Here is a 14,045-nt window from a genome sequence, read left to right on the forward strand (position 1 = left end):
TGAAACGCTTTAAGCAAATAATTCTTTCAGGTGCTTAAATTGGTAGTCTTCATTTGGAAGCCGCTGTATATGATTGATACGGATCTTTCTACCATGCTGTTTAATATGGGTGAAAAGTAGATGGCTGTCATAGGTAACTTCAAAGGATTGCAAGAGGTTGATAGGTTCCATGGTTTCGCCTAAAATCACATATTCTAACTCCCCTTTTGAGGTAAACCGCCTAACGATAACCCTGTTTTCTGACGCTGGTTGGATACAGAACCATGCTCCATCCCCGACCCCTCCGAGATATTGAGCATCTTTTGGTATGGAAATCGGTTTGGAAGAGAAGCTCATACAGCCGATGATAATATCGTCTGGCAAAAGATCTGCTTTCTTTTGTGTTACATTGTCGCCCAGTTTCTTCAACAAAAAGCCAAAAGATTGCCATCGATTCATTTTAAAATGTTTTAAGCCCTGTAAGGGTGTGAACGAGTACACCATGCGATCTGGAGCGACGTTCACGACATTACTGATGGGGCTGGCTTTAATCGTTTCTGGAAAATTGATGCTATGCCGCCAGCTATAGCGCTTGGAAGCACGTATGAGCATGCGGGTGATAAACCGAGAACAATTGTTGTTATTGCGGGCAACGGCACCGTAGGGGTAGGTACCTTGATGGACACAATCATCGCCGTAAGCCTTGGCCAATTCAAAATTGATATCATGTGCCAACGAGAAATAAAGGATGCCTTCTCCATACATGGCGGGTTTCAGCGTTTCGAACTGTTGTACAATTTCTTCTAGGTTGGCAATTTTGTTGTTTTCAAATTTGGCGTTGAGTTTTATCTCTAAACGTGGATCTGAAAATTTGGAGCGTGCGCGACCATACCCTCGTGGTGCAATATAGCGCCCAAAATCGTAAAAGAGCATTTCGCCTGTTTCGCGCTTAACTAGCACAATGCCCGTGTGACCCACTTTGAAATTCAAGTTTTTTACGATACCGATTTTCTTAAAAAACATCATCCACTTTTCGTCTCCGCGGATGGTGGCATCAGGCCATGTTAAAATAAGGGCTATATCATTATACGTTATACTTGATTGCATGAAATTCCTTTTTAATTTAATATTCTAAAGGGATGATAGGCTCTTTTTTGCTAGTCGACATGATCATCATCGTCTGGAAAGTTTTAACAAAAGGGATTTTTGCGATTTTTTCCATAATGACAGCCTCATATGCTTTGATGTCCTTTACGTATACTTTTAGCATAAAGTCGCAATTGCCTGTAACATGATGACATTCGGTTACTTCAGGGATGGTTTTGACGGCTTCCACAAATTCGGGAATAGCGTTATGCGTATGAAAATCTAATGATATTTGTATGAATGACTTTATCCCCAATCCTAATTTCTCTTCGTCGACAAAAGCATGGTAGCTTTTGATAAAGCCCGAGTTTTCTAATTTGCGTACACGCTCCAGTGTCGGGGCAGGAGAAAGCCCGATATTGGAGGCTAATTGCAAGTTGGTTATCCTTCCATTTTCCTGTAAAAGTTTCAGGATTTTTAAATCTGTCTTATCCGGTTGATATGGCATTTCTACAATCAGCTAATGTGAATATTATATTTTATAAAAGGTAAATATACGGAATATTATTTGGTGTACAAAAAACATCGTAGCCGCATATTTGTTATAGATAAAATTTATTTTGTTCCTAATTATAAATTGTTAATATTTATTTCGAATCATCGTAATGTCAAAAATAGGAAGGCGATAGGCGTTTAAGGGCAGTGGAGCGGCCTTTGTTGTTTTTTTTGCGAAAAAGTACGTTAGAAAGGGTGTTAGGCTAGGGTATGTCGTCTTTTAATCCTATCTTTGTAGTCCAAAATAAGGTAGAAATCGCCGAATAAAAAAAGGGGGTAGAGAAATGAGCACCAAAGACGATGAATTACTAAAAGAGCTTGAGCTCGAAGAATATAAATACGGGTTCACCACGGATATTGAGATGGAAATAGCCGCTAAAGGGCTAAGTGAAGATACTGTACGTTTCATTTCCACGAAGAAAAATGAACCCGAGTGGTTGTTAGAATGGCGTCTAAAGGCATTTCGTCATTTTTTGACGATGAAGATGCCTACTTGGCAAAACTTCGAAAACCCGGACGTGGATTTTCAAGATATTTCCTATTACGCCGCACCAAAACCAAAAAAACAACTAGAAAGCCTTGACGAGGTAGATCCAGAGTTGCTTTTGACATTCGAAAAGCTTGGGATTCCTTTGGATGAGCAGAAAGTGTTGGCTGGCGTCGTCGCTGTGGATGCGGTGTTTGATTCCGTATCTGTCAAGACGACATTTCGGGAAAAGCTGAAAGAACAAGGGGTGATCTTCTGCTCCTTTGGTGAAGCTGTCCAAGATTATCCAGATTTAGTGAAAAAATACCTCGGCACGGTTGTACCTCAAACCGATAATATCTATGCGGCGTTAAATTCTGCTGTATTTTCCGACGGTTCTTTTGTATATGTCCCAAAAGGTGTAAGGTGTCCGATGGAGCTTTCTACTTATTTTCGGATAAATGCGGAGAACACTGGTCAGTTTGAACGTACATTGATTGTTGCAGAAGAGGGTTCGTACGTATCCTATTTGGAGGGTTGTACGGCTCCGATGCGTGATGAAAATCAAATGCACGCGGCTGTGGTGGAACTGATTGCTGAGCGAGATGCAGAAATTAAATATTCGACCGTGCAAAACTGGTATCCCGGTGATAAGGATGGCAAGGGAGGTATCTATAACTTTGTGACGAAGCGTGGTATTTGTAAAGGAGACAATGCGAAGATTTCGTGGACACAAGTAGAAACTGGTTCGGCTATTACCTGGAAATATCCAAGTGTTATTTTGAAGGGTGATAATTCGGTAGGGGAATTTTATTCCGTAGCGATGACACGCAACAGGCAGATTGCCGATACGGGAACGAAAATGGTGCATCTAGGAAAGAATACACGCTCTAAGATTGTGTCGAAGGGTATTTCCGCCGGTCTGAGCCATAACAGTTACCGGGGACTGGTGAGAATAGGTCCGAATGCCGATAAAGCAAGAAACTTTACCCAATGCGATTCGTTGTTGATCGGAGACCGTTGCGGAGCGCACACCTTCCCCTATATAGAAAGTAGAAATCGTACGGCGATGTTGGAGCACGAAGCCACCACGTCTAAGATTGGTGAAGATCAGGTTTTCTATCTAAATCAAAGAGGGATTGATCCTGAAAAAGCGGTTGGTTTGATTGTTAATGGATACGCCAAAGAGGTATTAAACCAATTGCCAATGGAGTTCGCTGTAGAAGCACAAAAACTATTGGCCATTTCTCTGGAGGGATCAGTAGGGTAGTTTTAAATTTCCAAATAAAAAAAAATGTTATCAGTTAAGAATTTACATGCGTCTATAGACGGTAAGCAAATACTAAAAGGATTAGAGTTAGAAGTCAAGGCAGGCGAAATTCATGCCATTATGGGCCCCAACGGAGCGGGTAAAAGTACATTAGGTAATGTCTTGGCGGGTCGTGATGTTTATGAGGTAACCGAAGGGTCTGCATTTTTAGATGGTGTTGATTTACTGGATTTAGCTCCCGAAGATCGTGCCCGGGAAGGTCTTTTTCTTGCCTTTCAATATCCGGTAGAGATTCCTGGTGTATCCAACATCAATTTCCTGAAGACAGCTGTAAATGACATTCGGGAATATAAGGGCTTGCCGCCAATGGAAGCAAAAGATTTTTTGCAATTGGTGAAAGATAAGCAAAAACTAGTGGATTTTTCCACAAACCTGGCCAATCGTTCTTTAAATGAAGGGTTTTCGGGAGGTGAAAAGAAACGTAACGAGATATTTCAACTGGCGATGCTAAATCCAAAATTAGCCATCCTTGACGAGACAGATTCGGGGCTTGATATTGATGCCTTGCGGGTGGTTGCGGATGGTGTAAATCAATTGCGTTCAGAAAACAACGCGTTTGTGGTTATTACACACTATCAGCGTTTGTTAGATTATATCATTCCAGATTTTGTTCACGTATTGTATGATGGACGTATAGTGAAAACTGGCCCAAAAGAGTTAGCGCTGGAATTGGAGGAAAAAGGTTACGATTGGCTAAAAGATTACGACACGCAAACCGCATAACAAAATTTATCCATGGATAATGTAGATAGCGGATTGATAAAAAAGAACATGAGTACAATAGTTGCAGATTCATTATATCAACAGTTGGTTTCAACTTTTCAAGAGCTCGACTTGCAAGGGCCGTCACATTTGGCGAACTTGCGTCAAGAAGCTTTTGAACGGTTTCAACAAGAGGGTTTTCCAACCGTCAAGAACGAAGAGTGGAAATATACCAATATACACCCTTTAATCAATTCAACCTATGCGTTGAATACACCGATAGATGTGGACACTGTGGATACGCAAAAAGCGGATATTCCTGGTTTGGATGCCCATCGGATAGTATTGGTTAATGGCGAGTATGTTTTGGCTTTTTCTTCTCTTGAAGATGAAATTGGTTTGGTAGTCAAGCCCATTAACGAGGCGTATACAGAAGCTAATTTCGAAAAACATTACGCGCAGCATGCCGATAAAGCGGATAATGTCATGGTGCACTTAAACACGGCACTCAGCACGACAGGCGTATACTTGTCGGTTGCGAGAGGCAAAGTGATTTCCAAACCTATCCATATCGTACATGTAGCGACGGGGGACGAAGCGTTTTTTGCGCAGACACGCAACCTTATTGTGGTTGAATCTCAAGCAGAGGTAGAGGTGATAGAGTCTTTTGTGACAACGGATGGTGCGGCAAGCAATGTCCACAACAAAGTGACTGAAATTGTCGTCGAGGAAGATGCAAAAATGCAGCATTACTATCTGCAAGTGGCTGACGCAGCAAGCCATTATATCATGCATACAGAAGTCTATCAAGAACAACATAGTTTGTATAATAACTATAACTGTAACTTACCAGGAGCGTCTTTTGTACGGCATAATATTAATGTGCGATTAGATGCTGAACAGGTGGAGTCACATTTATACGGTATTAACTTAACGGCTAACAAACAATTGATCGATAACCATACCATTGTGGATCATATGAAGCCACATTGTGAATCTTATGAATGGTATAAGAATATTCCGCAGGATGAGTCCACTGCGGTGTTCAACGGGAAGATTTTCGTTCGTGAAGACGCCCAAAAAACAAATGCCTTTCAGCAAAACAACAATATGCTTATAGGCGATAAGTCTGCTGTATATACAAAACCACAGTTAGAAATTTTTGCTGATGACGTGAAATGTTCGCATGGTTGTACTATGGGGCAGTTTGACGACGATGCTTTGTTCTATTTACGTGCTCGTGGTATAGGTGAAGAAGCTGCCCGAGTATTATTGGTGCATGCGTTTGCCTTTGACGTTACCTCCCGTTTCTCTAACGAGAAGGTTCGTCAATATATAGAGCACTTGGTAGAAAAGGGATTAGAAACAAGTAAGTAGTTTTTTATTATAATATAACGAAGGCGTCAGAATCGAATTCTGACGCCTTTATTTATTTTCATTCGAATAAATATTTTTCTTCATCTCCTTGTATGGTTCGAAGAAACCATGATGGTTTCCTATAGAAAGGAAATACGGTGGTTAATAACTTCTATACTGTATTCCTTATCGCTATCTTCACCCTTAAGTGTGGCTCTCATGGTACAAGCCTTACAGGTCGATTCACAGATAAGGTAGGAGCCATAATTGCGTTTTCTACACCAACCCGTGTTACCCTCCGTGCAATCGCATACATAGTAAGCGGAGGAGACGGTGGATAGTCCATAGGCTTCCGGTACTTCGAGCATGACGACATAACCATAGAGGATGACGGGTGCAATTTTGGTGCTTTCACTGCTGTAACGTGTTGCTTCTTTCTCGATTTTTTCAATTTCATTTTGGATGATATCCATTTTCGCGAATTGCGGAGGAAGCATGATTTTGCCCTTTAGATCTTCAACACTTATCACTTTTTTTATGGGCGTACTCATGTCGAGGATAACAACCTCTTCGAGCATCACATCTAATCCGGAAGTTCGTGTAGAACGTTTTAGATCGCAGCTTTCGCAAGTCGTCATTAAGCAACCAGATGACTCGCCCGCCGTCGTGGGACTACAGCCACCGTCTCCGCTTTTGCAGGTGCAGGTGATGCTTCCGTTCTGGAAGCTAATGAAATTTCCCTTCTCGTCCACACCGTAACCAGTGTATCCATCCGGTAAAGCATAGCTGATTTGGTTACCGGAGGTTTCAACGTTTGTGTTTTCAGGAAATATGAACGGAGCGAGCTTGATTACTGGGATCGGCTCTTCTTTGTGATTGTCCACTTTTGAACAGCTGCTGACAAAAGACAACATGATCGTTGCTGTCACTAGACACAATACAAGGTAGTTTGACTTTTTCATAACTTTTATTTTTAAATGAATATATAACAAGCCATCGCATTGTCGATGGATTACCTTAATATCCACGGTAAAAAGCTTTTGTTACCCCCTCTGCTAAAAAAATGAAAATTTACGTTTTCCTTGGTTTTGCTATACAAAGAGAAAAGCCTCTGAATTTTTCCAGAGGCTTTTCTCTTGAGCGAAAGACGAGATTCGAACTCGCGACCCCAACCTTGGCAAGGTTGTGCTCTACCAACTGAGCTACTTTCGCTTATCGTGGTACAAAGATAGTGATTCGGATTATATCTGTCAATAGGTTTTATCGAATTTTTGATGTTGACTATGGGATAGCATCTACACAGTTAATCCCGTCGATGGCTGCCGATACAATTCCTCCAGCATAACCAGCACCCTCCCCACAAGGATAAAGACCCGAAATTTCTGGATGTTGTAATGTTTCTTTATGACGAGGAATCCGGATGGGAGAGGACGTGCGTGATTCTACACCAACCAAGATAGCTTCGTTGGTATAATACCCTTTCATTTTTTTTCCGAAGAGCGGCAGTGCGCCTCGCAATGCTTGATGTACAAATGATGGCAATACCTCATCCAAATCGACGCTTTTTGTTCCAGGTTTATAGGAATTTGTAGGAAGTGTTGACGATACCTTCTGCTGTACAAAGTCCACCATGCGTTGTGCAGGAGCAACTAAATTTCCCCCACCCATTTGAAATGCCTGTTGTTCTACTGCCTGTTGAAAGTGTAATAGCGCGAATGGGTCTGATAGCGAATTTGGAACATCTTCCAGATTAATTTGAATTACGGTTCCCGAATTGGCGTGCGGATTATTCCGTTTGGAAGGCGACCATCCGTTAACAACAATTTCTTGGTCTTCCGTAGAGCAGGGTGCGATAATCCCGCCCGGGCACATACAAAATGAAAACACGCCCCGTCGATTGACCTGTTCTACCAAACTATAGTAGGCCGGTGGAAGATTTTCCGGCCGTATCGAACAATGGTATTGTGCTTGATCGATAATTTCTTGCGGGTGCTCTATTCGAACGCCTAATGCAAAGGGTTTCGCTTCTATCAGCCATCCTTTTTGCTGAAAAAGATGGAAAATGTCACGTGCTGAATGGCCCGTGGCAACAATGACATGGTTGGATTTTATGATTTCTCCGTTAGAGATGCGCACGCCTTTAACCTGTCCGAAGTCGGCAAGAATATCGTCGACGCGGCAATCAAATAGAATTTCGCCGCCAAATTCCAAGATGGTATGACGCATATCTTCGATGATATGCGGTAAGATATTGGTTCCAATATGCGGACGTGCATCGACAAGAATATCGGACGGAGCGCCATGTTGGACAAAAATTTGCAACACTTTTTCCACATCGCCGCGCTTGTTGGAGCGCGTATATAGTTTGCCGTCCGAATAGGTGCCTGCCCCACCTTCGCCAAAACAATAGTTAGACTCGGGGTTTACGAGCCCCTCTCGGTTTATTTTAGCCAAATCCCGTCGTCGTTCCTTAACCGGCTTTCCACGCTCTAGAACGATTGGCTTCAACCCACGCTCCAGACAACGGTATGCGGCAAATAAACCTGCCGGACCGGCACCTATAATGATAACCGACGGAGCATCATGCACTTGTTTGATAGAAGCTGAAAAGACTTCGAGAGAACGGGGCTCATCAATATAGAAAATAACCCGAAGACGATACACTACTTTGCGTCCTCGGGCGTCAATAGAGCGTTTGCGGACGTGATGCCCCTGTATGCGCGAGTGTTCTACCTTTAGTTGTTCCGCGCCGAGGGCGATAAGGATGTCGGTATCGTGGATTTGATTCGGCGATACGGTAATTTCAATTTCTTTCTGCATAAAATATGGGCTGGGTTTTTATCCCAAAACATTACAAAGGTAATTTCTTTTCTTTTTTCCTTGACGAAAAAAGAAACAAAAACCGAACGAAGTGAGCTCATGGATGCTAAAATAAACACGAATCCATAAATCAAGGCTTGCAAGGTTCCGCTACCTTTACTTGTCTATTCCTAAACAGAAAGGAACTCGCTGACGCTCGGACAACTTTCTGTTTTTAACGGAATAGTCTGCGTAAAGCTTGTCGCGGAACAATGCTAGGCCGTAAGCTCGCATAACCACGGAGTCTTATTGATAGCTTTTATTTACGCATTTTGCACCATCCCCCTCCTTAACCTGAATGGTCGCATCCGAATTTTTGAGGTATGTAGAAACTCATCCTTAGTACTATCCCTCTTCTCAAAGATTCGACGCGACGAGTTTTTTGGTTCTTTTTTACGGGAAAAAAGAACGATAATTAGTATTTTTATAAAAATTTGAATAAAACTTCACAGATGAAAAGATTAGTTATTGCAATCGTAGGTTTGTTTACAGCGCTGTCATTCAGCTCCTGTGGGTATAACACCATGGTCTCTAAAGATGAGAATGTAAAAGGAAAATGGGCACAGGTAGAAAATGCCTATCAACGCCGAGCAGACTTGATTCCTAATTTGGTAGCGACGGTAAAAGGTGCCGCCGAACATGAAGAAGGTACATTGACCGCAGTTGTCGAGGCAAGGGCAAAAGCTACCTCTGTAACAGTTGACCCTTCTAATCTGTCAGAAGAGGCCATCGCCAACTATCAACAAACGCAGGATGCGTTGTCCCAGTCGATCGGAAGATTGTTGGTCAGTGTGGAAGCCTATCCGGATTTGAAAGCAAATTCGAATTTTCAAGAATTACAAGTACAATTAGAAGGCACGGAAAACCGTATTTCCGTAGAACGCCGTTCATACAATGAAGCCGTGCAGGATTATAATACTACGGTAAGGAGCTTTCCAAATAATATTATGGCTGGAATCTTTGGCTTTAAACCGAAAGGAACCTTTCAAGCGGCAGAGGGAGCTGACAGAGCGCCTACGGTTGAGTTTTAGATTATAATAACGGAAAGATGAATAGGAGGGCTTGATATGGACATATTTTCAACAGAAGAGCAAGATCGTATTGTTCAGGCCATTAGTGTGGCAGAAGCAAAAACGTCGGGAGAGATTCGACTCGTAATCGATAAAAAATTAAAGGGAACTTCTGCGATGGACGCAGCCGTTTCCTATTTCCAAGAGCTGGAAATGCATAAAACGGGACTCCGCAATGGCGTTCTTATTTATATGGCCATCGATGATCACGAATTTGCTATTATAGGCGACCGTGGCCTAGATACAAAAGTAGAAGCCAATTTTTGGGATGAAACGAAAGAACTGATGGTTTCTTTCTTTCGCCGCGGTGATATCGTGCAAGGACTAATTGAAGGGATACATGATGTGGGAGAGCAGCTGCAGAAGTATTTTCCCCGCGGTGTTGATGATGTGAATGAGCTTCCAGATGACATCTATTTTGGAAAAAATTAAAGATCCAATGCTAATATATATATCGTTTAAGCCGATCGTCAAGTGGATTGGAAGTATATTTTTTGTGCTTTTAGGTTCGCTCTTTTCACTTTATGCGCAGAATCTACCAGAAGCTCCGAACCATTTGGTTACAGACTATACGGGCACGTTAAGCCGTACCGAAATACAGACACTGGAGCAAAAATTATTGGCGTTTGAAGATTCAACATCAACGCAGATTGCGGTCGTATTGATTCGCACTACAGACGGCTATGATATTGCCGATTATGCGGTTCGATTAGGACAGAAATGGGGCGTTGGCGGAAAAAAATACAACAATGGAGTTCTTTTATTAGCAGCCTTGGAGGATCGGACGGTGACTATCCAAACAGGTTACGGCTTGGAAGGGGTATTACCGGATATCATAGCACATCGGATTATACAGAACGAAATAAGGCCTAACTTCAGTCAGCAGAACTACTATCAAGGATTTGATGCGGCTACAAATGCCATTATTGCCTATACCAAAGGCGAATATAAAGCAGACCCCCGTGAAAGAGAAGAAGGTGGGGGAGGTGTTCCTGTTATCTTGATTGTTATCATAGCGATTGTGATCATCACCTTATTTTCTAGAGGCGGCGGTGGAGGCGGTGGACGTGGCGGGCGCGTCATGACAGGTAAAGGAGCCTCTGATATTTTTTGGTGGACCCTACTGAGTGGTATGGGAAGAGGTGGAAGTGGCGGTGGCTTCGGAGGAAGTGGGGGCTTCGGTGGCGGAGGAGGAGGTTTCGGCGGATTCGGCGGCGGTGGATTTGGTGGCGGTGGTGCAAGCGGACGTTGGTAACAATTCCTATATGTTGTAACAAATTATTGTGCATTCACGTTATTATTGCATGAGAAAAGGATTATTAGTGCTATTGGGCGTAGTTCCCTTAATGGTATTTTCCCAAGAAGATTTTACATTAAAGGGAAAAATAAAGCGGCTCCCGGAAGGAGCCAAGGTGTTTATTCAATATCGGGATCAAGGACAAACAATTTTAGACTCCGCGGTGGTTAAGAAAAATAAATTCACCTACCATGGATCGGTATCAGAACCGGCTCCCGCACGGCTAATTTTAGCAAGCAATGGCGAAACCATGGAGGCGCTACAAAAAGAAAAAGAAGAACCAGCGACGAACTCCATCTATTTAGCCAGAGGTGTTATTAAATTTGAAGGGGCAGATTTTATCACTGCCAAAGGAAAAGGAAACGCTATTAATAATGTTTATAGCAAGTATAAAACGCAGTCGGAGGTAATGTATCGTGGTTTTGCAGATTTAGATGCGGAATACGAGGCCGCGTCCGACGAACAAAAGCAAAGCGAGGCTTTTCTCCGGGAATTGGAAACCAAAGCGGAATCGCTCTATGAAAAGCAGCAGCACCTTGACGAAGAGTTTGTGAAATCAAACCCCAACAATTACATATCGTTGGCAATCTTGGATGAAATAGTCTCTGCCGAGAACTTAATCGGCTTGGTAAAGCCGGAATATGAACGCATGTCAAGTAATTTAAAAGCAACGGAATTAGGAAAGCGGTTGAAGGAGAAAATAGCAACCATGGGAAGATTGGCTGTAGGTGCGGTGGCGCCCGATTTTACGCTGCCGGATACCGTGGGTAATGATCTTGCTCTTTCTTCTTTGCGCGGCAAGTATGTATTAGTAGACTTCTGGGCGAGTTGGTGCGCACCTTGTCGTCAAGAAAATCCGACCGTAGTTGCCGCTTTTGAACGATTTAAAGATAAAAATTTCACGGTTCTGGGGGTATCACTGGATCGTCCAGGAAAAAAGGCTGATTGGATGAAGGCGATCCAAGATGATAAATTGGAACAATGGCCACATGTATCGGATTTGCAATTTTGGGATTCACCCGTTGTGCAACTATATTCCATTCGGGGTATTCCACAGAACTATTTGCTTGATCCCGACGGCAGAATTGTTGCCTCGAATCTACGAGGATCTGCTTTAGAAGAGAAACTGAACGAAATATTAAATTAAACAAGCAGGGGCAAAATTACTTTGCCCCTGCTTGTTTTCATGATCATTATCGCCAAGTTTTATACTGGTTGATCAAGCCGTTGGTAGAGACGTCGTGCGCGTATACGGGTGCATCGTCTTCTAGTTCCGGAAGAATTTTATTCGCTAATTGCTTGCCCAGTTCCACGCCCCATTGGTCAAAACTGAATATATTCCAGATAACGCCTTGAACAAAGATCTTATGCTCATATATGGCGATCAGACAACCTAACGTATAGGGTGTGATTTTCTTTACGAGGAAGGAGTTGGTCGGGCGGTTACCTTCAAATACCTTGAAATTTTTTAACGTTGCAATTTCTGCTTCTGTTTTACCTGCTTTCCGTAGTTCGCTTACCACCTCTTCTTCGGTTTTTCCATTCATCAAGGCTTCCGTCTGTGCGAAGAAATTGGAGAGCAAAAGCTGATGGTGATTCCCAATAGGATTATGTGAAACAGCCGGTGCAATAAAATCACAAGGAATTAATTTCGTGCCCTGATGGATAAGTTGATAAAATGCATGTTGTCCATTTGTACCTGGTTCTCCCCATATAATTGGCCCAGTTTGATAGTCTACTCGGTTTCCGGTTCTATCGATATATTTTCCGTTGCTTTCCATATCTCCTTGTTGGAAATAGGCCGCAAAGCGATGCATATACTGGTCATAAGGTAAAATAGCATGACTTTCTGCATCAAAAAAATTGTTGTACCACACCCCTAATAAAGCGAGGATAACCGGAATATTCTGTTCGAATTCCGTTTCTTTAAAATGAAGGTCAGCCGTGTGTGCACCTGCAAGAAGTTGTTCAAAATTATCATAGCCAATGCTTAAGGCGATGGATAGGCCGATTGCCGACCATAAAGAGTATCGACCACCTACCCAATCCCAAAATTCAAACATGTTCTTGGTGTCGATCCCGAAAGCAGCCACACCTTTTTCATTGGTGCTTAGTGCTGCGAAATGCTTAGCGACATCGCTTTCATCAGCGCCCGCTTTCAAGAACCAATCTTTCGCAGATGTAGCGTTTGCCATGGTCTCTTGCGTTGTAAACGTTTTGGAGGCGATCAGGAATAATGTCGTTTCTGGATTCAAGCCTTTTAATGTCTCTGCGATATGCGTTCCATCGACATTTGATACAAAATGCATGTTCAACCGCGTTTTGTAAGGTTTCAATGCTTCTGTTGCCATTACAGGACCCAAATCCGACCCACCAATGCCGATATTGACAACATCGGTTATTTCGTTGCCCGTGAAGCCTTTCCATTCACCTGAAAGAATCCTGTTGGTGAAATCTTTCATTTGCGCCTGTACGGCCCTTACTTTCGGCATTACATCTTCCCCGTCGACGATAACAGGCGTGCCGGATTGATTACGTAACGCTGTGTGTAAAACCTCTCGACCCTCTGTTTGATTAATCTTTTCACCGGAGAACATGGCTTTAATGGCTTCTTCCAGTTGACATTCTTTTGCAAGCTGTATCAGCAGGGCCAAAGTCTCATCGTTTATTCGGTTCTTTGAGAAGTCTACCAAGATATCCTCTAATTGTAAGGAGAATTTCTCGAAGCGCTCCTGGTCTTCGGCGAATAGCTGTTTTAGGGATTTCTCATTAATAGAAATATAGTGATCTGCCAAATATTTGTAGGCTTGAGTTGTTGTAAAATCGACGTTTGGAAACATATAAGTAATGATTTGTTTGTTAATAGACCAAAGATAGCTTTTTTTGTGTTTTTTTCATTGTTAGGAATTACGACGGTTTTCTTTTATCAATTTTTCATGTTCTTTTTCCCCGTGAAAAAGAACCAAAAACCTCGTCGCTTCAAATGTTTTACAATGGGGATAGTGCTAAAAATGAGGTTGTACAGTCGTAAAACATTTGGATGCGACAATTAAAGTTAAGACGGGTTCATGCAATTGTATTATCCCTTATTTAACATCTAATGCCACATATAAAATTTTGAATATGTAGAAATATTATGAGTGCACTTCACATTCCATCAAAATTTTAAAGTGGCGATTTTTTATGGATTCGTGTTTATTTGGGTATCCATGAGCTCGGTTTTGCATACTTTTTTTGAGGTAAAAAAAGTATGAGCCACGTCACGGCTTGAGCGACATTAAAAATCTATAATTTTAATATTCGCTAATATTAACGTTCGCTAAAAATAATTTTTTTACTTTTGAA

The 14,045-nt window shown here is 42.3% G+C and carries 12 protein-coding genes and 1 tRNA gene; 7 read left to right on the top strand and 6 right to left on the bottom strand.

Features of this window, described 5'->3' with window-relative positions; genetic code table 11:
- Positions 1–9: 9 nt before the first annotated feature.
- Complete coding sequence (locus H8B17_RS01860) at positions 10–1,086, bottom strand: DUF6695 family protein (protein WP_190307469.1); 1,077 nt, start codon at positions 1,084–1,086, stop codon at positions 10–12.
- Positions 1,087–1,102: 16 nt separating this feature from the next.
- Positions 1,103–1,573, bottom strand: coding sequence for an Lrp/AsnC family transcriptional regulator (locus H8B17_RS01865; RefSeq protein WP_130142091.1), 471 nt, complete (start codon positions 1,571–1,573; stop codon positions 1,103–1,105).
- A 331-nt stretch (positions 1,574–1,904) separates the two neighbouring features.
- Between H8B17_RS01865 and sufB the strand changes: the two genes are divergently transcribed.
- Genes sufB through sufD form a run of 3 tightly spaced genes read left to right on the top strand, consistent with a single transcriptional unit; the run spans position 1,905 to position 5,495 of the window.
- Entirely contained in the window at positions 1,905–3,356 is a 1,452-nt protein-coding gene (gene sufB, locus H8B17_RS01870; protein ID WP_190307470.1) for a Fe-S cluster assembly protein SufB, read from the top strand.
- 24 nt (positions 3,357–3,380) lie between these two features.
- Entirely contained in the window at positions 3,381–4,139 is a 759-nt protein-coding gene (sufC, locus tag H8B17_RS01875) for a Fe-S cluster assembly ATPase SufC (protein WP_190307471.1), read from the top strand.
- A gap of 48 nt (positions 4,140–4,187) precedes the next feature.
- The gene (sufD, locus tag H8B17_RS01880; RefSeq protein WP_223816298.1) at positions 4,188–5,495 is read left to right on the top strand and encodes a Fe-S cluster assembly protein SufD; all 1,308 of its coding nucleotides are present in this window, start codon (positions 4,188–4,190) and stop codon (positions 5,493–5,495) included.
- Positions 5,496–5,614: 119 nt separating this feature from the next.
- On the opposite strand, the gene H8B17_RS01885 is transcribed toward sufD, so the two are convergent.
- The 3 genes from H8B17_RS01885 to H8B17_RS01895 form a co-directional block, all read right to left on the bottom strand.
- The gene (locus tag H8B17_RS01885) at positions 5,615–6,436 is read right to left on the bottom strand and encodes a hypothetical protein (RefSeq protein WP_190307473.1); all 822 of its coding nucleotides are present in this window, start codon (positions 6,434–6,436) and stop codon (positions 5,615–5,617) included.
- 177 nt (positions 6,437–6,613) lie between these two features.
- Positions 6,614–6,686 (bottom strand) — tRNA-Gly (locus H8B17_RS01890).
- Between the two features lie 69 nt (positions 6,687–6,755).
- On the bottom strand, positions 6,756–8,294 hold the full coding sequence (locus H8B17_RS01895) for an NAD(P)/FAD-dependent oxidoreductase (protein WP_190307474.1): 1,539 nt from the start codon (positions 8,292–8,294) through the stop codon (positions 6,756–6,758).
- A gap of 491 nt (positions 8,295–8,785) precedes the next feature.
- Between H8B17_RS01895 and H8B17_RS01900 the strand changes: the two genes are divergently transcribed.
- The 4 genes from H8B17_RS01900 to H8B17_RS01915 are packed head-to-tail and all read left to right on the top strand — an operon-like array spanning position 8,786 to position 11,847.
- Entirely contained in the window at positions 8,786–9,364 is a 579-nt protein-coding gene (locus H8B17_RS01900) for a LemA family protein (RefSeq protein WP_190307475.1), read from the top strand.
- 36 nt (positions 9,365–9,400) lie between these two features.
- Positions 9,401–9,835 (top strand): TPM domain-containing protein, encoded by a 435-nt coding sequence (locus H8B17_RS01905; RefSeq protein WP_190307476.1) that lies wholly within the window; start codon positions 9,401–9,403, stop codon positions 9,833–9,835.
- 7 nt (positions 9,836–9,842) lie between these two features.
- Positions 9,843–10,658: a TPM domain-containing protein gene (locus H8B17_RS01910; RefSeq protein WP_190307477.1), complete on the top strand. Its 816-nt coding sequence runs from the start codon at positions 9,843–9,845 to the stop codon at positions 10,656–10,658.
- A gap of 49 nt (positions 10,659–10,707) precedes the next feature.
- Complete coding sequence (locus H8B17_RS01915; protein WP_190307478.1) at positions 10,708–11,847, top strand: TlpA disulfide reductase family protein; 1,140 nt, start codon at positions 10,708–10,710, stop codon at positions 11,845–11,847.
- A 46-nt stretch (positions 11,848–11,893) separates the two neighbouring features.
- Here the strand turns inward: H8B17_RS01915 and pgi are convergent, their stop codons facing one another.
- Complete coding sequence (gene pgi / locus H8B17_RS01920) at positions 11,894–13,540, bottom strand: glucose-6-phosphate isomerase (RefSeq protein WP_190307479.1); 1,647 nt, start codon at positions 13,538–13,540, stop codon at positions 11,894–11,896.
- Positions 13,541–14,045: the final 505 nt, after the last annotated feature.

The sequence above is a fragment of the Sphingobacterium arenae genome (assembly GCF_014692505.1).
In the GTDB taxonomy this organism is placed as follows: domain Bacteria; phylum Bacteroidota; class Bacteroidia; order Sphingobacteriales; family Sphingobacteriaceae; genus Sphingobacterium; species Sphingobacterium arenae.

Coding starts and splice junctions, on each gene's coding strand:
- H8B17_RS01860 (WP_190307469.1), bottom strand. CDS start 1,086: ATGCAATCAAGTATAACGTATAATGATATAGCCCTTATTTTAACATGG.
- H8B17_RS01865 (WP_130142091.1), bottom strand. CDS start 1,573: ATGCCATATCAACCGGATAAGACAGATTTAAAAATCCTGAAACTTTTA.
- sufB (WP_190307470.1), top strand. CDS start 1,905: ATGAGCACCAAAGACGATGAATTACTAAAAGAGCTTGAGCTCGAAGAA.
- sufC (WP_190307471.1), top strand. CDS start 3,381: ATGTTATCAGTTAAGAATTTACATGCGTCTATAGACGGTAAGCAAATA.
- sufD (WP_223816298.1), top strand. CDS start 4,188: ATGAGTACAATAGTTGCAGATTCATTATATCAACAGTTGGTTTCAACT.
- H8B17_RS01885 (WP_190307473.1), bottom strand. CDS start 6,436: ATGAAAAAGTCAAACTACCTTGTATTGTGTCTAGTGACAGCAACGATC.
- H8B17_RS01895 (WP_190307474.1), bottom strand. CDS start 8,294: ATGCAGAAAGAAATTGAAATTACCGTATCGCCGAATCAAATCCACGAT.
- H8B17_RS01900 (WP_190307475.1), top strand. CDS start 8,786: ATGAAAAGATTAGTTATTGCAATCGTAGGTTTGTTTACAGCGCTGTCA.
- H8B17_RS01905 (WP_190307476.1), top strand. CDS start 9,401: ATGGACATATTTTCAACAGAAGAGCAAGATCGTATTGTTCAGGCCATT.
- H8B17_RS01910 (WP_190307477.1), top strand. CDS start 9,843: ATGCTAATATATATATCGTTTAAGCCGATCGTCAAGTGGATTGGAAGT.
- H8B17_RS01915 (WP_190307478.1), top strand. CDS start 10,708: ATGAGAAAAGGATTATTAGTGCTATTGGGCGTAGTTCCCTTAATGGTA.
- pgi (WP_190307479.1), bottom strand. CDS start 13,540: ATGTTTCCAAACGTCGATTTTACAACAACTCAAGCCTACAAATATTTG.